We start from the raw sequence: 22,592 nt of genomic DNA, 5'->3' as shown, positions 1-22,592 counted from the left end.
CTCCGATGGACCTCCTCGGCCTCTCCGGCCCTGCCCCCGACGGCCCTGCCCCCGACCCCGTGCCCGACGGCGAGCTGATCTGCAGCTCCAAGGGCTGCCGCGCCCAGGCCGCGTGGGGCCTGCTGTGGAACAACCCGAAGCTGCACACCCCCGAGCGCCGCAAGGTGTGGCTCGCGTGCGACGAGCACCGGGAGCACCTCGAGCAGTTCCTGGCGTCCCGGTCGTTCTGGAAGCAGACGGTGGCGGTGGGGGAACTGGACCGGGTGTCGTGAGCGACAGCACCACCGGCGCAGGCCTCCCGGGCGACGAGTCCCGTGGCCCCCGCACCACGCGGCAGTGGGTGATCCTGGCGGTGGCCGCCGTGGTCCTCGCCGCCCTGTGCCTCGTGGCCGGGCGCTGGCAGTGGGAACGGTCCGAGTCGCGCAACGCCGAGATCGACCTCGTCAACGCGAACTGGTCGGCGCCGGCCGTTCCGGTGGGCGAGATCCTCGAGGGGCCCGGCGCCGCCCTCGGCGAGTCGGAGGTCTGGCGTCCGGTCGTGCTGGAGGGGCACTACGTCACCGACGCGACGGTGCTGCTGCGCAACCGCCCCGTCGCCGGGCGCAACGGCTATCACGTGCTGGTCCCGTTCGAGGCCCGGGTCGGCGGCCAGGACATCGTGCTCGTCGTCAACCGTGGCACCGTGCCGCTCGGGCGTGACGCGGCCGGGCCCAACGCGGTCCCGCCGCCGCCCTCCGGAGAGGTCACGGTCGTGGCGTCCCTGCGTGCGGACGAGCCGCCGTCGGACCGTGGCACGCTGCCCGGGCAGGTACAGGCGATCTCGACCGAGCAGGTCCTCGCGGCAGGGCCGGACGGCGGCGCCTGGGCCGAGGGCCGCACCGTCGGGGCGTACGGGGCGGTACGCACCGAGCAGCCCGCACCCGAGACGGCGCTGACCACCCTGCCCAAGCCCGACACCGACCCGGGCTCGCACCTGTCGTACGCGTTCCAGTGGGGCATCTTCGCGATCGGCGCGATCGGCGGGTACGTCCTGCTGTGGCGCAGGGAGCGCGGGGCCCTGCGTGGCGAGTCGGTCTCTGCGGGCGACCTGCTCCTCGCCTCGGACGACGGGGCCGACGCCGACGGCGTGCGGGCGCGCAGGCCGGCCCGCGAGCGCCGGCGCACGGCGGAGGACGAGGAGGACGCGCTGATCGAGGCCCAGCTGCGCTGACGCGGCCGGCCGCTGACCGGCGCGTCAGGCCCGCACCCTGGCCGGGCGCGTCAGGCCAGCGAGACCAGTTCCGCGTACTCGTCGCTCCAGAGGTCCTCGTCGCCGTCGGGCAGCAGCAGCACCCGTTCCGGCTCGAGGGCGTCGACGGCGCCGTCGTCGTGCGTCACCATCACGACCGCGCCCTCGTACGTCTTGAGGGCCCCGAGGATCTCGGCGCGGGACGCGGGGTCGAGGTTGTTGGTGGGCTCGTCGAGGAGCAGCACGTTCGCGCCGGACACGACGATCGTCGCCAGGGCGAGCCGGGTCTTCTCACCGCCGGACAGCACGTTGGTGGGCTTCTCGGCGTCGTCCCCGCTGAACAGGAACGAGCCGAGCACCGAGCGCACCTGCGTGTCGGTGAGGTCGGGTGCCGCGTGCCGCAGGTTCTCGACCACGGTCACGTTCATGTCGAGCGTGTCGTGCTCCTGCGCGTAGTAGCCGAGCTTGAGCCCGTGACCGGGCACGACCTCGCCGGTGTCGGCTGCCTCGACGCCGGCCAGGATGCGCAGCAGCGTCGTCTTGCCGGCACCGTTGAAGCCGAGGATGACGACCCGGGACCCGCGGTCGATCGCCAGGTCCACCCCGGCGAACACCTCCTGGGACCCGTACGCCTTCGACAGCCCGTTGGCGGTCAGCGGCGTGCGGCCGCAGGGTGCCGGGGTCGGGAAGCGGAGCTTGGCCACGCGGTCGGAGGCGCGCTCGGCCTCGAGCCCGCCGAGCATCTTCTCGGCGCGCTTGATCATGTTCTGGGCGGCCGTCGCCTTGGTCGCCTTGGCGCGCATCTTCTCGGCCTGGGCGAGCAGCGTGCCCGCCTTCTTCTCGGCGTTGGCCCGCTCGCGCCGACGACGCCGCTCGTCGGTCTCGCGCTGCTCCAGGTACGCGTCCCAGCCCAGGTTGTACTGGTCGAGCTCGCCCCGGTTCGCGTCCAGGTGGAACACCTTGTTCACGGTGGCGCGCAACAGGTCGACGTCGTGGCTGATCACGATGAACCCGCCGCTGTACGCCCGCAGGTAGTCGCGGAGCCAGATGATGGAGTCCGCGTCGAGGTGGTTGGTGGGCTCGTCCAGCAGCAGCGTCTCGACGCCGCTGAACAGGATGCGCGCGAGCTCGATCCGGCGGCGCTGGCCACCGGAGAGCGTGCCGAGGGGCTGCGCGAGGACGCGCTCGTCCAGGCCGAGGTTGGCCGTGATGATCTGCGCCTCGGACTCCGCCGCGTACCCGCCGGCGGCCAGGAAGCGCGCCTCCAGCTTGGGGTAGCGCTCCATCGCCGCGTTCTGCGTGGCCGTGTCCAGCGAGGCCATCTCGCCCTCGGTCTGGCGCATCTTCGCGATGACGTGGTCCAGGCCGCGCGCGGACAGCACGCGGTCCATCGCGAGGACCTCGAGGTCTCCCGTGCGCGGGTCCTGCGGCAGGTAACCGATGTCGGTACCGCGCACGATCTGCCCGGCGGTGGGCTGGGTCTCCCCCGCGAGGGTCTTGGTCAGCGTGGTCTTGCCGGCACCGTTGCGACCCACCAGGCCGATCCGGTCGCCCGAGGCGACCCGGAAGTTCGCCTCGCTCAGCAGCACGCGCGCGCCGACGCGCAGCTCGACGCCATGGGCAGTGATCACGCAGGTGGTCCTCACGGTCGGGGTGGTGGTCGGTCGTTCGGCCCACAGCGGCGGGGGCCGGACCAGTCTAGTGCGTAACGTCCAGGGATTACGGTGCGTTGCCTCACGCTTCCCTTCCGGACGGGACCGGCCGCACTTCTGGACGGGACCTGCCGGTCGACGGTACCTTCACCTCTGGTACTACGTTGTACCACTGTCGTCAGAGGCGCGACGGGGCACGTCATCGAGGACGTGCCACCGGGCGCCCGAAGGGATGAGAAACCATGCAGCTCCGGTTCGTCGCCGTCCTTGCCTCGCTCGCACTGGCCCTCGGCGCCACCGCCCTGCCCGACGGCGGTGGCGGTACCGCCCCGGCGGCGGCCGCCCCGGCGGGCACCGGCTCACCGCCGTCAACAGCGACCGGCTCTCCGCCGTCGTCCGGCACGGGCGCCTCGCCGTCGTCGGGCACCACGTTCACCAACCCGATCACCGAGCCGTTCGCCGACACCTACGCCGACCCCGCCGTGATCCGCGGCAAGGACGGCTGGTGGTACCTGTACGCCACGAGCGACCCGCTGGTGTCGGGCGGGCCGTTCGGGAACATGCACGTCTCCAGGTCGCGCGACCTGGAGACCTGGGAGTACGTCGGCACGATCTTCGACGAGGAGAACCGGCCGGCCTGGGCCGCGAGCGCCTCGTACTTCTGGGCGCCGGACATCCGCTACGTGGACGGCCAGTACGTCATGTACTACACGGTGACGGACACCGCGGCGAACCCCGACCCGTGGGACTACACGATCGGCGTGGCGACGGCACCCACGCCGACGGGTCCGTGGACCGACTCGGGCGGGCCGGTGCTCGACCCGCGCCCCGCCGGCGGCGGCACGTACCTGAACACGATCGACCCGGCGCTGTTCACGGACGACGACGGCTCGCGCTACCTGTACTTCGGCGGCTTCAACGGCGGGATCTGGGTCACGCGCCTGGACGAGTCGGGGACCCGGGCCGTGGGTGAGCCGACCCGGGTGACGGTCGCCGACCGGTACGAGGGCGCCTTCGTGGTCAAGCGGGACGGCTGGTACTACTTCATGGGCTCGTCGGCCAACTGCTGCGCGGGCCCGGTGACGGGGTACAGCGTGTACGCGGGGCGGTCGAGGTCGCCGCTGGGCCCGTTCACGGACCACGAGGGCGTGAGCCTGAACGAGTCCCGGGTGGGCGGGACGCAGGTCGTGGCGCAGAACGGCAACCGGTGGATCGGGGTGGGGCACCACGCGGTGCTCACCGACGTCGCCGGCCAGGACTGGATGTACTACCACGCCATCGACAAGGACGACGCGTGGCTGGACGAGCCCGGCGGCGTGAACCGGCGGCCCACCCTGGTCGACCGGATGGACTGGATCGACGGGTGGCCCGTCGTCAACGCGGGCGCGGGCCCCAGCGAGGGGCCGCAGCCCGGGCCGGTGTCGGCGAGCGGGCTCGGCATCGTGAGCGACGACCCGGCATCGGGGTCCGGTCTCCGGCGCGTCACCGGCACGCTCACGACGGGTTCCGACGAGTCGGGCGACGCGGGCGCGATCGCGCGGCTGGTGCCGGACCGGCGGGGCGCCGCGGTGGCACGGACGGCGCCCGCGCCGCGTGACGTGCGGGTCGAGGCGGACGTGCGGCTGCCGGGCGACGGGGCGGTCACGGTCGCGCTCGGGAGCGACCGGGCGGCGGTGTCGGTGCGGCTGGACGCCGAGGCGCGCGAGCTCGTCGTCGGGCAGGGCCGTCAGCAGCTGCGGGCGGACGTGCCGGACGACGTGGACCTGACCTCGTGGCACGTGCTGAGCGTCGGCGCGCGTGACGGTGTGGTCGACGCCCGGCTGTCCTCGAGCGGGCTGGGCGACGTGGACGCCGAGGTGCGGTTCGAGCCGCGGCGCGAGCTGCCCCGCAAGGCGCCCGTGCACCTGGTGGCCGACGGCGGCGAGGCGCAGCTCGACAACCTGACCGTCGTGCCGGCGCACGAACCGGTGACCGAGCGCGTCGCCGAGCCGCAGGCGGGCGCTGTCACGTTCGCCGAGGAGTTCGAGGGCGAGCTGGACCAGGGCTGGCGGTGGCTGCACGAGCCGGCGGACGTCGAGGTCTCGGGCGGCGCGCTGTCGTGGCCGCTGACCGGGCACGACCTGGTGGGGGCCACCAACGACGCGCCTGCGCTGCTGCGCGACGCGCCGGAGGGTGACTACGTGCTCGAGGCCACCGTGACGCTGCCGCTGGGCCAGGACACCGTGCGCAACTACCAGCAGGCCGGCCTGCTGGTGCACGCGGGCGACGACGACTTCCTGCGGCTCGCGCCGGTGTCGATCTGGCAGACCCGCCAGGTCGAGTTCGGCAAGGAGCTCACGGCCGACGGCCGCACCTGGTTCGGCGGCCACGTCTCCGGTCCGGTCGACGACCGGATGCACCTGCGCCTGTTCCACACCACGGACCCGGCCACCGGTGAGCACGAGTACCGTGCGGCGTCCTCGCGGGACGGCAAGAGCTGGCGCTTCGGCGCCACCTGGACGCTCCCGGCGGGCACGGACCCGGAGGTCGGCATCTACGCGGGCGGCGGCGCCACGCCGGCAACGACGGCAAGGTTCGAGACGGTCCAGCTCCGCGAGATCGACTAGCCGTCCCGTTGAGTGCTGGATATCTGCCCTGTCGGAACGTTTCGACAGGGCAGATCTCCAGCACTCAACGGAGGTGTGACCCATACTTCACCCGCAGAACGAGCGGACGCGTCGGCGCCGTCGTACCGTCCAGGCATGGGCACCGACTCACCGAGCGTTCCCGTCACCCTGGCCGACATGCTGCCGAACCTCCGCACCGGCCGGCTGGCCCGGGGCGACGACCTGACCAACAACCGGCCGGCGAAGCACCTGATCGCCCGACGCCGCGCGTACCGGCGGCAGCACCTCGGGCCCCTCGTGCGCGGACGGCTGCGTGGCCGGTACGACCCGCAGCACCGCGCCCTGAGCCGCCGTATCGCCGGCGTGCGGGGCGTCGCCGGCGAGCTCTGGGAGCTCGTGGCACAGCGCCCGGTCTGGCGCGTGATCCAGTCGATCCAGGTCCCGTCGTCGAGCTCGGGGCACCTCCGCGCGCCCGGTTCCCCGCAGCACGGCGGCGCCCTGGAGCTCGACCAGCTCGTGATCGGGCCCTCCGGCGTCTACACCATCGAGAGCGTGTACCGGCCCGTCCAGGACGTCACCGCCGACTCCGCCCGGGACGCCGCGCGGCGCACGCAGGAGATCCTGGGCCGGGCGACGCGGGTACCGGTCACCGTGCAGGCACTGATCGTCTTCGTCCGCACGGACCAGCCCCGGGTCGAGGGCCCGCGCGACGGCGTCGAGGTGCTCACGGCGGACGAGCTCGTGCCGTGGCTCGAGACCCGGCGGCCCACGCTCACCGAACGTGAGTTGGAGATCGTGCACCTCGCGGCCCGCGACCGGCGCACCTGGACCGGCTGACCACGGGCCCCGTCCCGGCCCGCCGGGCGCCCCGGGGTGCCGCACGCCGTACCGGGGGTACGGACCCCGCTGTCGCGGTAGCGTTGCCGCGTGACGTTCAGCGAGGGCGGGCAGTTCGAGGGTGGCCGGGTCCGTAAGGGCGGCGGGCGCAGAGGCGCCGTCGTCGCGGGCGGTGGCGGCGGCGTGGCCATCGTCGTCGCGCTGCTCTACATGCTGGTGACCGGCAACAGCCCGGCCGACATCCTCGGCGGCACCACGTCCGACGCCGGTGGCGGCGGTGAGCAGAGCTACGTCGGGGAGTGCACCGCGGAGCAGGCGAACACCGACCCCGAGTGCCGGCTGAGCGCCGTCGTCGACTCGCTGGACGTGTACTGGGCCACGACCCTCCCCGAGCAGGGCGGCGTCGAGTACCAGCTGCCCGAGGTCGTCAGCTTCACCGACGCCGTCGACACGGGCTGCGGGTCCGCGACGTCGTCCACCGGACCGTTCTACTGCCCGGCCGACACCACCGTGTACGAGGACCTCGCGTTCTACGACCAGCTGTCCAGCCAGTTCGGCGCGGAGGGCGGGCCCCTGGCGGAGATGTACGTGACGGCCCACGAGTTCGGGCACCACATCGAGAACCAGCTCGGCCTGTTCGAGCGGGCCGACCGGTCGGGCACCGGACCCGAGTCCGACTCCGTGCGCATCGAGCTGATGGCCGACTGCCTCGCCGGGATGTGGGCGGGCAACGCCGCGACCACCGAGGACCCCGACACCGGCGTACCGTTCCTCGAGCCGATCACGAAGGACGAGCTGAACCAGGCACTGTCCGCCGCCGCGGCAGTGGGCGACGACAACATCCAGCGCCGGTCCGGCGGCGACGTGAACCCCGAGGCGTTCTCGCACGGCAGCTCGGAGCAGCGCGTCAAGTGGTTCACCATCGGCTACGACGGTGGCACCATCCAGGACTGCAACGCGCTGGACGCGCGTTCCCTCTGACACTACGGTGGACCGCATGCACCTCAGCGCACGCACGACGACGCCGGACCCCTCCGGCGCGCGCTGACCTGCACTCAGCACCTCAAGGCCCCGGAGCTCGCTCCGGGGCCTTTGTCATGCACGACGGCGACCGGGGCGGCTCCCTCATCGAAGGAGCACCACCATGCACGTAGCCCCCACCGTCGACGACCGCAGCGCCCCGCGCGGCGGCGACCGGCGTGCCGACCACCGCGACCTCGGGCGGGACATGCGGATCTTCGCCTCCAGTCCCCTGGTAGGGCCCGGCCTGCCGCTGTGGCTGCCCGCCGGTGCCGCCGTGCGGTACGAGCTGGAGCAGTACGCGCGCGAGGTTGCGCTGCGCACCGGCTGCGAGCCCGTGTACTCCCCCGTGCTCGGCAAGAGGTCCCTGTTCGAGCGGTCGGGCCACTGGGCCAAGTTCGCGGACGACATGTTCCCACCCCTGCACACCGGCGGCCCCGGACCGGACGACGGCGCGGAAGAGCCCGCCGACGTCGACCCGCTGGTGCTCCGGCCCGCCAACTGTCCGCACCACGCGCAGATCTACGCGTCCGAGCCGCGCTCCTACCGCGACCTGCCGGTGCGGTACTCGGAGCTCGCCCCGATGTTCCGCGCGGAGCGGTCCGGGGTGCTGTCGGGGCTGAGCCGGGTGCGGCAGATCAACCTGGACGACGCGCACGTCTTCTGCCGGCCGGACCAGGTCGGCGCGGAGGTGCGTACCGCCCTGGACGCGATCCTCGAGGTGCTCGCCACCCTGGGGATCGAGGTGTCGTGCCTGCGGCTGTCCGGCCGGGACGCCTCGGACAAGTGGCTGGGGTCGCCCGAGCAGTGGGGGTCCGCGGAGCGGGTGCTGGCCGACGTGCTCGACGCCGTGCCCGCCGGAGCGCCCTGGCACGCGGCGCCGGGCGAGGCCGCGTTCTACGGCCCCAAGATCGACGTCCAGGTGCTCGACGCCGGCGGCCATGAGGAGACCCTCGCGACCGTACAGCTCGACTTCAACCAGCCGGAGCGGTTCGACCTGACCTACGTGGCGGCGACCGGCGAGCGGGAACGGGTGGTCATGATCCACCGCGGCACCGTCGGCGCCATGGAACGCATGGTGGCCTTCCTCCTGGAGAGCCACGGCGGTCGCCTGCCGTTCTGGCTCGCGCCGGTCCAGGTGTGCCTGCTCCCGGTGGCCGACGCCGCGGGCGGGCACGACGTCGACGACGAGGTGGACCGGCTGGTAGCGGTCCTGCGCTCCCGCGGCGTACGCGTCCGCGTGGAACGGGACGGGTCGCTGGGCAACCGGATCCGCCTGGCCCGACGCCGGCGCGACGCCCTGCTCGGCGTGCTCGGCCCGCGCGAGGCCGAGGCGGGCGAGGTCGCGATGACCGATCCGGGCTCGGGCACCAAGGCGTCCGTGCCGATCGCGGAGCTGGCGGACCGGCTCGCGGAGGCCGCGAGGAACCGGGTGCCGCGGGTCCCCCTCTGAGCGACACAGCGCGCGAACCAGTACGACCAGAGGATGACGCCCGCGCCAAGAATCAGGCCACGGCCTGACGCCCCGGCCCTCGTCGAGTTCATAGGTTGAGGACCGCCGGCCCGCTGGCCCGCCCACCTGCCGTCCTCGGCGGCAGATGGGGCGGGGCCAGGGGCCGGACGACCGATCCCAGCAGCATCGACTCGAGGAGCAATCTCGTGGACACCACCGTGTACGTCCCGGCGGACCAGCCGGCCCCTGTGCCGGGCGGCGCCGCCCGCGCCGTGCGGGCCCGGAACCTGACCAAGACGTACGGCAAGGGCGAGGCCACCGTGCGCGCCCTGGACGGCGTGGACGTCGACTTCGAACAGGGCCGGTTCACGGCGATCATGGGCCCGTCCGGGTCGGGCAAGTCGACCCTGATGCACCTCCTGGCCGGGCTGGACTCCGCGACCAGCGGACAGGCGTTCCTCGGTACCACCGAGATCACCGGCCTGAACGACAAGGCCCTGACGCGGTTGCGTCGCGACCGGGTCGGGTTCGTGTTCCAGCAGTTCAACCTCCTGCCGATGTTCACCGCCGAGCAGAACATCACCCTGCCCGTCGAGCTCGCCGGCGGGAGTGTGGACCGGGCGTGGTTCGACACGCTGGTCGACACCCTCGGCCTCGCCGGTCGGCTGACGCACCGCCCCGGAGAGCTCTCCGGCGGGCAGCAGCAACGCGTCGCGATCGCCCGCGCCCTGATCGCGCAGCCCGACGTCGTGTTCGCCGACGAACCCACCGGCAACCTCGACTCCCGCTCCGGGGCCGAGGTCCTGTCCTTCCTGCGCCGCTCCGTACGCGAGCTGGGCCGCACCATCATCATGGTCACCCACGACCCCTCCGCCGCCGCGTACGCCGACCGCGCCGTGCTGATCGCGGACGGTCGTATCGCGGGTGACATCACCGACCCGACGCCCGAGTCCGCGATGGCCGGCCTCGACGCCCTGCGCACCCTCGAACCCTCCGTCACCACGGGCTCCGCCGCAGACACGACCAACGGGACCGGTGCCTGATGGCCGTCTCCTTCCCCACCGCACGTCTCACCCTCGGGCAGATGCGCCGCAGCGCGGGCCGCCTCACGTCAGCCGGCGTCGCCATCCTGATCAGCACGGCCTTCGTCACCGTGACGCTGCTCGCCGGGACCGTCATCCAGGAGACGACCCGCGACGTCGTCGCGGCGGGATACGCCGACTCCGACCTCGTCGTGTCCGCAGCGGACGAGTCCGCGGAGGCCTCGGACAGCTCGTTCACCGACGAGGACGTCACGGCCGTCGGCTCGGTCGACGGTGTCACGGCCGTCCAGCCCGTCACGAGCTGGTCGGGCAACCTGCGCAACGGCGGCAAGGGCGGCCGCCAGATGTTCGCACCCGTCCCCGAGGACCCCCGGCTCTCGCCGCTCGAGCTGACCGACGGCGCCTGGCCGGCCGCCGCCGACGAGGTGGCGCTGACCACCCAGGTCGCCGAGCGCCTCGAGGTCGGCCTCGGCGACACGCTGAAGCTCTCCCGCACCCTGTACCCGGAGGGCTGGGCCGAGAGCGGGGCGGCGGACCCGGCGGACGAGCTCGGCGAGCCGGAACGGGTCGTCGAGACCCTGACCGTGACCGGCCTCGCCGCCGACCCCTACGGCGCCTACACGATCTCCGGCGGAGCCGCCGCGGTCCCGTCCGCCACGCTCAGCGCCTGGAACGCCGCCGAGCCCTTCCCGACGTCGGTCAGCCAGCTGCTCGTCACGCTCGACACCCCGCCCACCGGCACCAGCGTCCCCGCGGCGCTGCGCACCGCGATCCAGGACGTCGTCGGCGCGGACGCCGCTCAGGTGTCCGTCGAGACCACCGAGGCGGCGGCGACAGCGAAGGCCTCCGGCCTGACCGGTGGTGAGGACCTCATCTTCATCGTGTTCGTCATGGCGTTCGCCGCCATCGCACTGCTCATCGCCGCCATGGTCATCACCAACACGTTCCAGGTGCTCGTCGCCCAGCGGACCAGGACGCTCGCGCTCCTGCGGTGCATCGGAGCGGGCACCGGCCAGGTCTACCGCAGCGTCCTCCTGGAAGCCGCGATCCTCGGCCTCGTCGCGTCCGCGGTGGGCACCCTGACCGGCGCGCTGCTCGCCCAGGCCGCACTGCTGACCGTTCCGAGCTTCGACCTCGGGGTGCCGATCCCGACGACGATCACGCCGACCGTGCAGTCGATAGTGCTGCCGCTCGCCGTCGGCACGGTCGTGACGGTCCTGGCCGCGCTCGCCCCGGCCCGCTCGGCGACCCGGGTCGCACCGCTGGCCGCGCTGCGGCCGTCCGACGCCCCGACGCTCCGCGCCCGCACCGGCCGGGTCCGGCTCGTGTTCGCGATCCTCTCCCTCCTCGGTGGCATCGCGCTGCTCGGCCTCGGCGTCGCCCTCGGGAGTGCGAGCTCCCTGGGACCCGGTGTCGCCGCTGCGGTCGGCGGCATCGCCTTCACGTTCTTCGGCGTCGTGCTGAGCGCGGTGCTCTGGCTGCCCCGCGTCGCGGCGGCCCTCGGCGCCCTGGTGGCCCGCACGGGTCCCGCCTCCCGCCTGGCGGTCGCCAACACGCTGCGCAACCCGCGCCGCACGGCGGCGACCTCCACCGCGCTGCTCATCGGCGTCACCCTCGTGACCATGATGTCCACCGGCGCGGCCAGCGCCCGCGCGACCTCGGAGCGAGGCCTCGCAGGGGCCTTCCCGTACGACGTGAGCGTGTCCACCACCGCACCCGAGTACGTCGAGGGCCTGCGCGACGCCGTCGCCGGAACCTCCGGCGTCTCCGCCGTCACGGTCATCACCACGGCGACGGGCACGATCGCCGACGACAAGGAGACGTGGCTGAATGCCGCGGACCCGGACGAGCTGGCCGCCGTGGTGAACGTGCCGGAGGAGGCGGAAGGGCTCGCGGAGGGCTCGATCCTGCTGACCCAGGACACGGCGGACTGGTTGTCCCTCGACGCGGGCGACAGCACCCCCGTCTCGGGCCCGAACGGCTCGGTCGACCTGACGGTCGTCATCACGGGCTCCAGCCAGCTCGACCGGACCGTCACGCCCGAGGACCTCGCCCGCGTCGCCGACGCCGATCCCTGGACCGAGATCTGGGGGCACATCTCGGGTGCCGACACCGGGGCGGTGCTGACGGAGGTCCAGGACGCCGCCGCGCAGGTCGACCTCGACGCCGGCGTCGTGGGCCCCGCCGCTCAGGCCGAGCAGTTCCGGCAGATCGTCGACATCATCCTCGGCATCATGGTGGGGCTGCTCGCCGTCGCCGTGGTGATCGCCCTGGTCGGCGTGACGAACACGCTGTCGCTCTCGGTCATCGAGCGGACCAGGGAGTCCGCGACCCTGCGGGCCATCGGCCTCAGCACGGGCCAGCTGCGCGGCATGCTCGCCGTCGAGGGCGTCCTCATCGCCGGAGTCGGGGCGGTCGTCGGCATCGTGCTCGGGCTGATCTTCGGCTGGGCCGGCGCCGCCACCACGCTGTCCCTCATGGGCGACGTGCAGTACGCCGTCCCGTGGGCGGAGCTCGCGATGTGCCTCGGGGTCGCGCTCGTCGCCGGACTCCTCGCGTCGGTCATGCCGGCGCGGACCGCGGCCCGCACCTCGCCGGTGGCGGCGCTCGGGGCGGAGTGAAGGCGCGCCGGGCCTGGTCCGCCGAGGTCAGGCCCGGCGCGCCCGAAACTCGTCGATCGGCCACGACGTCAGGGCTCCGATCCGCACGGTGGTGACCGCGCCGTCGGCGTCCCGTTCGACCTGGACGGGCTCGCCGACCGTGGTGAAGCCGGCCACGGGCTCCTGCACCAGACGGCCGTCGGCCACGACCAGGCGCACCGCCACCTCGTCCGGCCGCGGGAAGCGCGGGTTGATCGAGTGCAGGATCCCGCCGAGGTTCACGACGTCGGCCACGCCCCACAGGTTGGCGAAGCGTCCGACGGGCGCGTCGGCCGGCACGGGCGGCACCGGCTCGCCCGTGCCGGCGGCGGACGCCGCGACGTCGTCCGCCGCCGCGAGCGCAAGGTTGACCAGGTGGATCACGCCGGTCGCGACCTGGTCGGCGATGCCGTCGACGGAGTTGGTCAGGCAGGACACGACGAGCCCGTCGACGGGGTCGATCCAGGTGCGGGTGATGTGCCCGGGGTACCCGCCGGAGTGCCCGACGAGCTCGCGGTCGCCGACCTTGCCGAGCGCCATACCTACGCCGTACCGGCCGCGTTCCGCACCCCTGACCACGACGCGGGACTCCTCGCGCTGCACGAGGCGCTTGCTCTTGTCGCTGAGCAGCGTGGTGTCGCCGAGCACGTGCACGCCGCCGTAGCGGACCATCTCGAGCGCGGTGGAGTACCAGCCGGTGGCGGCGGCCATGGCGCGGGTGTCCACGTGCGGGACGACGCGGCGGGTGTCCCCGTGCGTGATGCGTCCGGTGTGGCCGGCGGCGTACTCGGAGGCACGGGCGGGGTCCAGCTCGGTGCCGGTCCGGGTCAGTCCCAGCGGTTCGACGACGGCGGCGCGCGCCACCTCGTCGTAGGTCTTGCCGGTGACCTGCTCGATGATGACGCCGAGCAGGCTGTAGCCGATGTTCGTGTACTTGAAGTGCTCGTTCGGCCCGAACACGACGCCCTCGGTGCGCACGCACTCCAGCACCTGCTCGCGGTCGAGGAACGGCCGGCGGTGCTGCCAGAAGTCGCCGTCGGACGAGTCGCGGATGAGGCCCGCCTGGTGGCCGAGCAGCTCCCGGACGGTGATGTCGGCGGCCCGCGAGCCGGCGAGCTCCGGTACGAGCTCGCCCGCGGTGTCGTCGAGGCGCAGCTTGCCGTGCTCGACGAGCCGCATCACGATGACGGTCGTGAACGTCTTGGAGTGGGAGGCGACGCGGAACAGGTGGTCGCTCGTGAGGTCCTCCCCCGTCTCGAGGTTCGCCTTGCCCCAGGCCAGGTCGACGAAGACCTCCCCGCGGCGGCCGACGGCCAGCTGGAGGCCGGGCATGCCGTGGTAGGCGGCCTGGAACGCGGCCCAGTCGGCCAGGTATGGGGCGATCGAGCGGAGGATGGCGGGGGTGCGGTCGTCGGTCACAGCAGCATCATGCCCCGGATGCTCAGCGCTTCCGCACGTGCCGGGGAGTGCCCTGCTCCTGGTTCCGCCGCACCATCTTGACCACCCACCACACGAGCAGCAGCCCGACCACCACGATGACGACCTTCTGGAACACCCCGACGCTCTCCTCGACGACGTGCCACTGGTCGCCCAGCAGGTAGCCCGCACCGACCAGGAGCGTGTTCCAGACACCGGAGCCGAGCGTCGTGAACGCGAGGAAACGCCAGATCGACATGCGCTCCACGCCGGCGGGGATCGAGATCAGGCTGCGCACGATCGGGATGAGCCGGCCGATGAGCACCGCCCAGTCCCCGTGCCGGGTGAACCAGCCCTCCGCCTTGTCCACGTCCTCGAGCGACACCAGCGGCATCCGGTCCACGATCGCGCGCAGCCGGTCACGGCCCAGCCACGCCCCCAGCCCGTACAGGAGGATCGCGCCGACCACGGAACCGATCGTCGTCCAGACCAGGACCTGCCACAGGATCAGGGAGCCCTGCGAGGCCGTGAACCCGGCCAGCGGCAGGATGACCTCGCTGGGCAGGGGCGGGAACAAGTTCTCGAGGGCGATCGCCACGCCTGCGCCCGGTGCGCCGAGGGTCTCCATCAGCCCGATGGCCCAGTCGGCGACGGTCGAGGCGAAGCTGTGTGTCGTCATGAGACCTACGCTATTGGTCTTTCGCGGTCGGACGAACTGTGCGCATCCGTCCGCTCCTGTGGGGCAGGCCGCAGGTAGGGTGCGGTTTTCCGCAGTCCGCGCGGGCGGCGTCGTCCTTATCCTGGCGAGGTGGACCCCGCCCCCGCCGTCTGGCGCAGCACACCTGCCCGCATGCTGTGGGGCGCCGCCCTCGGGGCGGTGACCTGGCCGGTAGACCTGGTGGGTGCGGTGGCGGCGCTGGTGCGGCGTCCGACGCCGCCCGAGGTCGTGGGCTCGCTGGTCGCGTGGCATCGCCGTCGTACGGTGCGTTTTCTCGGGTGGGCCGACCCCGCCGTCGGTGCGCTCACCTCTGCCCGGGCCGCGCGGTACCTCGCGGCGCGCGTGGGCGTCGGCCTGGTGGGCACGCTGGTGCTCGGGCTGCTGGGGTACGGGCTGTTCGGCGTGGTGGTGAGCCTGGCGTCGTGGCTGTTCGACGTGCGCCTCACCGTGGACGCGTCGTTCCAGGGCGACGGCCTGTCGACGCGGGACGTGCTGGTCCTGGTGCCGATCGGCGCGGTGCTGCTGTACCTGAACCTCATGGGACTGGTGGGCGTCGGCCTGCTGGACCGGTCGGCGGCCGCGCGGTGGCTGGCGCCGAGCCGGAGCGAGCGGCTGGAGGCGCAGGTCGAGTCGCTGACGGTGAGCCGGGCTGAGCTGCTCGCGGCGCTGGACGCCGAACGGGGGCGGATCGAGCGGGACCTGCACGACGGCGTGCAGCAGCGGGCCGTGGCGCTGGGGCTGCTGGTGAACCGGGCGCGGCGGGCTGTCGGTGCTTCGTCTTCTGGTTCGTTGTTGCTGGAGCAGGCTGCACGGGAGGCGGAGCTGCTGGTCACTGACCTGCGGGACGTCGCGTGGCGGGTGCGGCCCACCGCGCTGGACACGCACGGGCTGGCGCCGGTGCTGGCGGAGCTCGTGTCTCGTGCTGGGGTGCCGACGGAGCTGGAGTGGGACTCTCCTGGGCGGCTGCCCGCCGGGGTGGAGACGACGGTGTACTACGTCGTGGCGGAGGCGCTGACCAACGTGGCGAAGCATGCGGGGGCCGGGTCGGCTGGTGTTCTGGTGCGGGTTCGGGGTGCTGGTGACGTTGCGGGTGATGGCGTGCCGGGAGGTGCCAGCGTGGACGTGGTGATCAGCGACGACGGCGTCGGCGGCGCCGTGCTCTCGCCCGGGCACGGGCTGGCCGGGCTGGCCGGGCGGGTGGCCGCTGCGGGCGGCACGCTGGCCGTGGACAGTCCGGCCGGCGGGCCGACGAGGATCGAGGTGACGCTGCCGTGCGCGTGATGCTGTCCGAGGACTCGACCCTGCTGCGGGAGGGCATCCGCAGCCTGCTGGCGGACGAGGGGCACGACGTCGTCGCCGCCTACGGCTCCGCAGAGCCCCTGCTGGCGCGGCTGGCGGCGGAGCGGCCCGACGTGGTCGTGCTGGACGTGCGGATGCCGCCCACACACACCGACGAGGGCGTCCGCGCGGCGGTGGAGATCCGGGAGCGCTGGCCGGAGGTCGGGATCCTGGTGCTGTCGCAGTACGTGGAGCGCGAGTTCACGCAGGTGCTGCTCGGGGACGACGCGCGCGCCGTCGGGTACCTGCTCAAGGACCGGGTGATGGGCGTGGACGACTTCCTGGACGCGCTGGACCGTGTGCACGGCGGGGGTCTGGTGCTGGACCCGGACGTGGTGCGGCAGCTGTTCCGGGACACGTCTCATCCGCTCGGCATGCTGAGCGAACGGGAGCGGGAGGTGCTCTCGCTGATGGCCGAGGGGCGGACCAACGCGGGGATCGCGGCGGCGCTGTACGTGTCGACGTCGGCGGTGGAGAAGCACTCGAACGCGATCTTCGACAAGCTCGGGCTGACGGCGGAGGGCGGGTACAGCCGGCGGGTGCTGGCGGTGGTGCGGTACCTGGAGTCGTGACGGGCGCCGGCCGGACGGCTGCCTGGATATGACGTTGCCTCGTGCTGCGGCCCGTCCATAGGGTCCTTCGGTGCGCATCTTCCTCGCCGGGGCGACCGGCGTGCTCGGGTCCCGTCTGCTGCCGCTGCTGGTCGCTGCGGGCCATGACGTCACCGGGACGACCCGCTCTCCCTCGCGTGCAGGTGTCATCGAGCAGCTCGGCGGCAGCCCCGTCGTCGTGGACGTGTACGACGTCGAGGCGCTCACCGCCGCCGTCGTCGGCTCCCGGCCCGACCTGGTGATGCACCAGCTCACGGACCTGCCCGACGCCGCAGCGGAGATCCCGGCGCGCGCCGCCGCGAACTCGCGGATCCGGACCGAGGGGACGGCCAACCTGCTCGCGGCGGCATCGGCGGCGGGTGCCCGGATGCTGGCGCAGTCCATCGCCTGGACGCCGCCCGGCCGGGGCGACGCCGTCGCGTGGCACGAGACCGCCGTGCTGGACGCGGGTGGGGTCGTCGTTCGGTACGGGCAGCTCCACGGTTCGGGGACGTACTACGAGTCGGAGCCTCCTGCGCACCCGCGGATCCACGTGGACGACGCCGCTCGGCGGACCGTGCCGCTGCTGGAGGCGGCCTCAGGCGTCGTCGTGCTGGCTGACCCGGAGTGCTGAGACGGTCCGCCGTCACGTCAGGCAGTACGCCGCTGCGGTGGCGGCCGCGAAGGGGACGAAGCCGTCGCCCGTGCCGGAGGCGAGCAGCATGGTGAGGCTCCGGCCGTCGTCGCGCCGGTAGGCGTAGGTGACGTAGCCGAGGAGCTGGCCGCCGTGGCCCCAGAGCCGGCCACCGCAGGGCAGGTCGAAGCGCTCCAGGCCGAGCCCGTAGTGGAAGCCCATGCCCATCGGCACCGTGGTGCGCATCTGTGCCAGGGAGTAGTCGCTGATCAGGCTGCCCCCGAGGAGGGCGTCGAAGAAGACCTGGAGGTCGCGGGTCGTGGAGACCATCTCGCCCGCGGCCCAGTCCAGGGAGACGTTCTGGCCGGTGACGTCGACGGGCTTGCCGTCGTCGAGGGTCGCTGTGGCGTGGACGGCGGGGTTCTGGAGGTTCGCGTCGTGTCCCGGGAAAGAGGTGCCGGTGAGGTTCAGCGGGCGCAGGACTCGGTGCTCGATCACGCTGCCGTACGGCTGTCCGGTGACCGCCTCGATGAGCTTCCCTGCGACGATGTAGTTGGTGTTCGAGTAGCGGAAGTCGGTGCCGGGCGCGAAGTACGGCTCGTGCCGGAAGGCTTCTGCCAGGAGCTGTTCGGGCGCGTACTCCCTGAAGCGGTCCTCGCCGCGCCAGCGGTTGGTGGACCAGCCCTCGCCCTTCATGTAGTCGTACAGGCCGCTGGTGTGGTTGAGGACCTGGCGGACGGTGATGTTCTCGCCGTTCGGGACCGTGCCTGGCAGGTAGGTGTCGATCGGGGCGTCGAGGTGGATCCTGTTCTCGTCGACGAGCTGCTGGATCGCCGTGGCGACGAAGGTCTTGGTGATGCTGCCGATGCGGAAGTGTTCGGTGCCCTGGGGTTGTCTGGTGCTGTGCGGCTGCTTCGTGCCGGCGGGGGCCGGGGTGCCGTTGGTCCAGGAGCCGGCCGGGCCTGGACCGGTCACCGCGAGGAGGGTCGCCGACGTCGAGGGTGCGGTGCCGGCGGTGACCGCGTGGAGGGTCTGATCCCGTGCGAACGTCAGGGCGAGTGCGGCCGCTGTGGTGAGGGCGAGGGTGCTGAGGAGGAGGGTCGCGATGGTGCGGCGGAGTCCGGACTGGCTTGGCATGCTGCTCAACCTAGGAAGCCCCGGCCTGGTGGGGACTGCGGAAAGCCGTACGGAACCGTGTGGTGGGCCCCTAAGGCTGAGTAGCCACGTCCACGCCTGATGTGCGCGGGATGCGGGTGCGAACCATCGCCCGCAGCAACTCCCGCGTCTCCTGGTCCGTCGAGTAGATCAACGTGCCGACCATCCCGCGGGTGAGCAGCACCTTGTAGGTGTTGCGCGTGAGTCGGTCGAACTGGGCGTCGGTCACGCTCTTCTTTGTCAGTTCTCCGTCGCGGCTCTCCGCACGCCGTACCACCCACCCTCCTCGGCCGGCGTCGGCGCCCTGCCGCCAGACAAGGTCCGGTCCGAGGATTACTCCGTTCCAGTCGTACTCGAAACCCTGCGCCGTGTAGACACAACCGACCTGGCCGAACCCTGCCGGGTCCGTCGCCCACAGCGCCGACGGCGGCGCTCCGCCGACCGACCGGTCGCCACGCAGATTCCAGGGACGCTGCCAGGCTCCGATCGTGACGTCCGGGACCAGAGAACCGTCGTCACGGGGATCGGACCAGGGCCAGCAGAAGCCTGCTGTCATCCGGGCGCCCTTGCCCATGGTGCGGTACGCCTGCAGGCGAGACTCGAGTTCCTCGGGCGAGTCCACGACGTCGACCTCGAAGTTCTCGTCGAGACCGTCCCACGGCTGGGGACCGGCGTCGGGATCACGGAGCCCGAGAAGTCGCTCCACCCACCCGATGTACGCGAGGCTGCCGCCGGACCGGAACTGGTCGGCGAGATCGATCGCGTGCACCTCAAGGCCCTTGGCCTCCGCGGCGACCCGTATGTCGTCGGGGGTCCCCATCTCACCGGGACGCACCACCTGGTTCTGGTCCAGCAGAAACACCGGCACCCGGGCCGCATCGAGCAGCTCGTCCACCTGTGCACGCGCCTTCTCCCGCAGCTCCTTGCGGGTATATCTGTCCACGGACTTCTCGCGGATGCGGTGCGCCTCGTCCAGGATCAGCACCTCAAGGCCGTTGCGCTCCGCCTCCATGAAGTTGTTGAAGTACTTGAACAGCCCTTGCGTTCGCGACGAACCCTTGCCGGCCACCTTCCGCAGGGTCTGGGTAAAGCTGCGGGAGCCGGTTGCATGAATCGCGGCACGGCCCTCCCGCGCGAGCTCGCCCATCAGCGACAGTGCGATCACGGACTTTCCCGAACCGGGGCCGCCGGTCACCAGGACGACCGACTTGGAGTCGGCGGCTGCCGCCTTCTTCACCTGATGCAGAACCAGGTCTCGGACCGTCTTCTGCTCGTCGAGCAGTACGAACTGCTCCTGCTCGCGAATCTCCTGGGCCACGACCGCCATCAGCTGCTTCGACGGCGCGGTCCTGGACCTGACGAGGCGGTCGGCCGCAGCGACGCCTGAGGAGTCCTTGGCGAGAAGCGACTGCAGGTGCTCGATGAACTGACCCCGGCTCTCCCCCGTGAACATCGGCGCCCGCGCGAGTTCCTTACTGGCCAGCAGATCGCCGACACCGAAGTCGGTCGCGTTGTGCAGGTACGCGACGCCCTGCAGCTCGTCGGGCGTGTGCTCGAAGGCACGCGAGAAGTCACGCAGGTACTGGACGTAGCCGGCTACCTGGGTGCTCGGATGTGACGACAGGTAGCGGGCACCGTCGATCTCGACGAGCGCGTCGTCGTCCTCCCACAGGTTTGCCTGGCTCCACTGTTTGAGCTCGACGATGACGTAGGAGTGCTTCCCTGTCCGTGGGTGCACACCGGCGAGAATCGCATCGGTCCGCTTCGAGGTCAGCGGGAGCCGATGCTCCAGGAGCACCTCGACCTGGTCAAGACCGGCGTCGCTGAGGTCGCGGGCCAGTGCGGGAAGCGAGTTGCGCCACGAGCGACGCTCCCCCGCTCCGACATGCACGCCCTGCCGGGAGAGCTGGTCAGCGAGGTGTGTCTCCACAGCGGATGAATCTGTGTTGAGCGACGACGACAACGCCGCCGCCGAGTAGCGGATGACCGACAAGAACGTCCCCTGAGCAGCACGAATGAACGTGCGGCGGGGACATATCCGCTTGTCGGAACGGAAGTCCGTCGATGCCGCGTGGGCAGGGCGAGTCTATGCACGCTACGCGCTGAGGGTGGTGCAGCGCATGGGTGATTCACGCAGTCAGAGCACCGGTTGCCCTGGCGGGAACCGGTGGTCGTTCCTCGTGATCTTCGCGTGGGCCGCCTGGATCAGGTCCACCCCGCAGACGTCGGCGAGCTGGACCAGGTAAAGGAAGACGTCAGCGAACTCCTCCTCGATACCGGTCCTGGTCTCCGGGTGCGCCAGCTTCTCGTGGACCTGGCTGTCCGTGAGCCACTGCATCTCGGCCAGGAGCTCCCCCACCTCGCCCGCGAGCGCCATCGCCAGGTTCTTGGGCTTGTGGAACTGGCCCCAGTCCCGGGCTACCGCGAAGTCGCGGAGCCGGTCCCGGACTGACTCGATGGTGGCGTCGTCGTTCATGGGGTTGATTGTGCCGGGACAGCTACGAAGAGACCGAGCGGACTGTCCCGAGCCGGGTTACAGGCTCGGCACTGCAGGCCCCTGGCGCAGGTGCCGTTGACAGCACGGACGCGGGCGCGAGGATGAAGAACGTCAGGACTCCGGGCGGGCACGACGAGTACGTACGCAAGCTCTCGGACGATGGATGGAGCAGTCGCACGACCGGAAGGGACGGCGAGATCACGATCCTCGAAAAAAGGACGGCCACAAGGCTGCCGTGCGAGAAAGCCGGCAGCTGGGACGGCTGGACCTCCGAGTACACGACACCTGGCAACAAGAAAGCAGATCTCAAGGTTCGATTTGGGGCGTCTGAATGACCTACACCTTTGCGCGTGACCGATCCGAGTACGACGCGTTCCTGTCCCGCATGCGGCAGATCGTCGATCCCGGGAAACGGCTGCCGGCTTGGCCCTTCCTGTCGAACTTGGGACAGATCGACGTCTGCGAGTACAACGAGTTCTCCGACGACGACTTCACCGAGGCACTCGAGGCCCTGGCCCGGGGCGCACGACGACGAGAGCATCTCGCTGGTCGTCGTGGACCCCGACCCGGAGGCGTATCAGATCCGCGACCTCGGACATTTCCCCGCTTTCTCCGTTCCGACGGGCGACATCGGGAGCTCGTACTGGGAGGCGGTGTCCTACGAGCCGCCGGGTGACCCGGGTGGGGCGGTGCTGTACGCCGACGCCTTTGCCATCTTCGGAGAATCGGGTAGCTGGGCGGTATGGGGGCAGCGGGACTGGGAGGTCGTTCTCGTCCGGGAGGAGGGCACGACGCGTCCGTGGCGCGAGCAGACGGACATCTTCGTCTCGCCCGAGGTTGCCGTCCAGAGGTTCATCCAGCCGGAGCTGGGCGGTTCGAGATGGTCACGTGCGGAGATCGACGGGTTCGTCTCGCGGATGAGCGACCCCCGGACGCGTTGAGTGTGGTGTCGCTCGGCAGGCTTGCGTGCTCGCCGGGCGACACTGTGACGTGGCCGGTCGCACGGCGTGGTTGAGCTGCTGGACGTCCGGGCCGTCAGCCCTGCCGGAGGTGCCCCCGTTCGACGGCCTCGCGGATCGCCGTCCGGTAGCCCTCCGGCATGGCTAGGTCCACGGCGTCGGCGGGCGTGACGAGGACGAGCTCCTGGTGCTCGTCGCTGCGGACGGGCGGGGCATCGCCGTCGTACGTGGCAAGGAACGTCAGGACGAAGACGTGGCGGTGCGGGAACACGCGGTAGACCCACGTGTGGAAGGGGTCGCCGACGACGGCATCCCAGGCGAGCTCCTCCTGGATCTCCCGGGCGAGGCACGCCGCGGGCTCCTCGCCCGGTTCGAGCTTGCCGCCGGGGAGCTCCCACTCGTCGCGCTCGTTACGCAGGAGGGGTAGCCGGCCTCGCCAGCTGATCACGGCCTTCAGCGAGACGGGGAGCTGGTACTCGTAATAACCGGCATCGCGCTTGATCAGGTAGGGCTCGTCGGGGGAGCGTGGGGTGAGTACCGTCATCGGTCGACGATAGCCGCGGTCCCGGGGAGGAAGCTCCAGGCACCACGGTTTGGGTGAGGGAAAGCGTGGAGGTTGAGGTCCGAAAGAATCCTGACCAGGGAGCCGCAGAAGATTTCATCGGGTGGCCGACGTTCGTCGAGATAGCACCCGAATCCAGCGACACATCGGACAGCCAGGTGCTCGGCCAGGGCCGCGGCAAAGTCGTGTCTGCTGGAGCGGGGTTGAGGTGGTCTGACCTGCGTCTTTGCTGGTGAGACGGGATG

General features: G+C 71.7%; 20 protein-coding genes. 13 read left to right on the top strand and 7 right to left on the bottom strand.

All coding sequences use genetic code 11. The annotated features are described in order from the left end of the window. The first annotated feature begins 5 nt into the window (after positions 1-5). Entirely contained in the window at positions 6-272 is a 267-nt protein-coding gene (locus ACYVK7_RS12350) for a hypothetical protein (protein WP_460888011.1), read from the top strand. Beyond that, positions 269-1,210: an SURF1 family cytochrome oxidase biogenesis protein gene (locus ACYVK7_RS12345; RefSeq protein ID WP_460888010.1), complete on the top strand. Its 942-nt coding sequence runs from the start codon at positions 269-271 to the stop codon at positions 1,208-1,210. Before ACYVK7_RS12350 ends, ACYVK7_RS12345 begins: the two co-directional genes overlap by 4 nt. 50 nt (positions 1,211-1,260) lie before the next feature. On the opposite strand, the gene ACYVK7_RS12340 is transcribed toward ACYVK7_RS12345, so the two are convergent. Beyond that, complete coding sequence (locus ACYVK7_RS12340) at positions 1,261-2,859, bottom strand: ABC-F family ATP-binding cassette domain-containing protein (protein WP_460888009.1); 1,599 nt, start codon at positions 2,857-2,859, stop codon at positions 1,261-1,263. A gap of 263 nt (positions 2,860-3,122) precedes the next feature. Between ACYVK7_RS12340 and ACYVK7_RS12335 the strand changes: the two genes are divergently transcribed. The 6 genes from ACYVK7_RS12335 (at position 3,123) to ACYVK7_RS12310 (ending at position 12,460) form a co-directional block, all read left to right on the top strand. Then, positions 3,123-5,486, top strand: coding sequence for a family 43 glycosylhydrolase (locus ACYVK7_RS12335; protein ID WP_460888008.1), 2,364 nt, complete (start codon positions 3,123-3,125; stop codon positions 5,484-5,486). 135 nt (positions 5,487-5,621) lie between these two features. After that, positions 5,622-6,323, top strand: coding sequence for a hypothetical protein (locus ACYVK7_RS12330; RefSeq protein WP_460888007.1), 702 nt, complete (start codon positions 5,622-5,624; stop codon positions 6,321-6,323). A 90-nt stretch (positions 6,324-6,413) separates the two neighbouring features. Beyond that, positions 6,414-7,304, top strand: a complete 891-nt coding sequence (gene ypfJ, locus ACYVK7_RS12325; protein WP_460888006.1) for a KPN_02809 family neutral zinc metallopeptidase — start codon at positions 6,414-6,416, stop codon at positions 7,302-7,304. Positions 7,305-7,467: 163 nt separating this feature from the next. Continuing rightward, entirely contained in the window at positions 7,468-8,796 is a 1,329-nt protein-coding gene (locus ACYVK7_RS12320; RefSeq protein WP_460888005.1) for an aminoacyl--tRNA ligase-related protein, read from the top strand. Positions 8,797-9,002: 206 nt separating this feature from the next. After that, the gene (locus ACYVK7_RS12315; RefSeq protein WP_460888004.1) at positions 9,003-9,839 is read left to right on the top strand and encodes an ABC transporter ATP-binding protein; all 837 of its coding nucleotides are present in this window, start codon (positions 9,003-9,005) and stop codon (positions 9,837-9,839) included. Then, complete coding sequence (locus ACYVK7_RS12310) at positions 9,839-12,460, top strand: FtsX-like permease family protein (RefSeq protein ID WP_460888003.1); 2,622 nt, start codon at positions 9,839-9,841, stop codon at positions 12,458-12,460. The genes ACYVK7_RS12315 and ACYVK7_RS12310 overlap by 1 nt, the downstream gene beginning before the upstream one ends. Before the next feature lie 27 nt (positions 12,461-12,487). Here ACYVK7_RS12310 and ACYVK7_RS12305 read toward each other — a convergent pair whose 3' ends face one another. Next, positions 12,488-13,897, bottom strand: a complete 1,410-nt coding sequence (locus ACYVK7_RS12305) for a serine hydrolase domain-containing protein (protein WP_460888002.1) — start codon at positions 13,895-13,897, stop codon at positions 12,488-12,490. A gap of 22 nt (positions 13,898-13,919) precedes the next feature. After that, entirely contained in the window at positions 13,920-14,573 is a 654-nt protein-coding gene (locus ACYVK7_RS12300) for a DedA family protein (protein ID WP_460888001.1), read from the bottom strand. Between the two features lie 129 nt (positions 14,574-14,702). Between ACYVK7_RS12300 and ACYVK7_RS12295 the strand changes: the two genes are divergently transcribed. The 3 genes from ACYVK7_RS12295 (at position 14,703) to ACYVK7_RS12285 (ending at position 17,174) form a co-directional block, all read left to right on the top strand. Next, positions 14,703-15,893, top strand: coding sequence for a sensor histidine kinase (locus ACYVK7_RS12295; RefSeq protein ID WP_460888000.1), 1,191 nt, complete (start codon positions 14,703-14,705; stop codon positions 15,891-15,893). After that, positions 15,884-16,522, top strand: a complete 639-nt coding sequence (locus tag ACYVK7_RS12290) for a response regulator transcription factor (RefSeq protein WP_460887999.1) — start codon at positions 15,884-15,886, stop codon at positions 16,520-16,522. Before ACYVK7_RS12295 ends, ACYVK7_RS12290 begins: the two co-directional genes overlap by 10 nt. Positions 16,523-16,592: 70 nt before the next feature. Further along, positions 16,593-17,174, top strand: a complete 582-nt coding sequence (locus ACYVK7_RS12285; RefSeq protein ID WP_460887998.1) for an NAD-dependent epimerase/dehydratase family protein — start codon at positions 16,593-16,595, stop codon at positions 17,172-17,174. A gap of 12 nt (positions 17,175-17,186) precedes the next feature. On the opposite strand, the gene ACYVK7_RS12280 is transcribed toward ACYVK7_RS12285, so the two are convergent. The 3 genes from ACYVK7_RS12280 to ACYVK7_RS12270 form a co-directional block, all read right to left on the bottom strand. Beyond that, positions 17,187-18,311, bottom strand: coding sequence for a serine hydrolase domain-containing protein (locus tag ACYVK7_RS12280; protein ID WP_460887997.1), 1,125 nt, complete (start codon positions 18,309-18,311; stop codon positions 17,187-17,189). 70 nt (positions 18,312-18,381) lie between these two features. Continuing rightward, complete coding sequence (locus tag ACYVK7_RS12275) at positions 18,382-20,259, bottom strand: DNA/RNA helicase domain-containing protein (RefSeq protein WP_460887996.1); 1,878 nt, start codon at positions 20,257-20,259, stop codon at positions 18,382-18,384. Between the two features lie 207 nt (positions 20,260-20,466). After that, the gene (locus tag ACYVK7_RS12270; RefSeq protein WP_460887995.1) at positions 20,467-20,805 is read right to left on the bottom strand and encodes a nucleotide pyrophosphohydrolase; all 339 of its coding nucleotides are present in this window, start codon (positions 20,803-20,805) and stop codon (positions 20,467-20,469) included. 122 nt (positions 20,806-20,927) lie between these two features. Here ACYVK7_RS12270 and ACYVK7_RS12265 point away from each other — a divergent pair, with 122 nt between their 5' ends. Then, entirely contained in the window at positions 20,928-21,161 is a 234-nt protein-coding gene (locus tag ACYVK7_RS12265; protein ID WP_460887994.1) for a hypothetical protein, read from the top strand. 219 nt (positions 21,162-21,380) lie between these two features. Next, the gene (locus tag ACYVK7_RS12260; protein WP_460887993.1) at positions 21,381-21,767 is read left to right on the top strand and encodes a hypothetical protein; all 387 of its coding nucleotides are present in this window, start codon (positions 21,381-21,383) and stop codon (positions 21,765-21,767) included. 94 nt (positions 21,768-21,861) lie between these two features. Here the strand turns inward: ACYVK7_RS12260 and ACYVK7_RS12255 are convergent, their stop codons facing one another. After that, a complete protein-coding gene (locus tag ACYVK7_RS12255) occupies positions 21,862-22,329 on the bottom strand; it encodes an NUDIX hydrolase (RefSeq protein WP_460887992.1) in 468 nt (155 codons plus the stop codon). Between the last annotated feature and the right edge of the window lie 263 nt (positions 22,330-22,592).

The organism is Promicromonospora xylanilytica (assembly GCF_054782895.1).
This window is presented reverse-complemented; position numbering and strand designations above follow the sequence as displayed.

What these genes read in the sequence shown, in the direction of transcription:
- ACYVK7_RS12350 (WP_460888011.1), top strand. Translation starts at nt 6, where the DNA reads ATGGACCTCCTCGGCCTCTCCGGCCCTGCCCCCGACGGCCCTGCCCCC.
- ACYVK7_RS12335 (WP_460888008.1), top strand. Translation starts at nt 3,123, where the DNA reads ATGCAGCTCCGGTTCGTCGCCGTCCTTGCCTCGCTCGCACTGGCCCTC.
- ACYVK7_RS12330 (WP_460888007.1), top strand. Translation starts at nt 5,622, where the DNA reads ATGGGCACCGACTCACCGAGCGTTCCCGTCACCCTGGCCGACATGCTG.
- ACYVK7_RS12320 (WP_460888005.1), top strand. Translation starts at nt 7,468, where the DNA reads ATGCACGTAGCCCCCACCGTCGACGACCGCAGCGCCCCGCGCGGCGGC.
- ACYVK7_RS12310 (WP_460888003.1), top strand. Translation starts at nt 9,839, where the DNA reads ATGGCCGTCTCCTTCCCCACCGCACGTCTCACCCTCGGGCAGATGCGC.
- ACYVK7_RS12300 (WP_460888001.1), bottom strand. Translation starts at nt 14,573, where the DNA reads ATGACGACACACAGCTTCGCCTCGACCGTCGCCGACTGGGCCATCGGG.
- ACYVK7_RS12280 (WP_460887997.1), bottom strand. Translation starts at nt 18,311, where the DNA reads ATGCCAAGCCAGTCCGGACTCCGCCGCACCATCGCGACCCTCCTCCTC.
- ACYVK7_RS12270 (WP_460887995.1), bottom strand. Translation starts at nt 20,805, where the DNA reads ATGAACGACGACGCCACCATCGAGTCAGTCCGGGACCGGCTCCGCGAC.
- ACYVK7_RS12265 (WP_460887994.1), top strand. Translation starts at nt 20,928, where the DNA reads ATGAAGAACGTCAGGACTCCGGGCGGGCACGACGAGTACGTACGCAAG.
- ACYVK7_RS12255 (WP_460887992.1), bottom strand. Translation starts at nt 22,329, where the DNA reads ATGACGGTACTCACCCCACGCTCCCCCGACGAGCCCTACCTGATCAAG.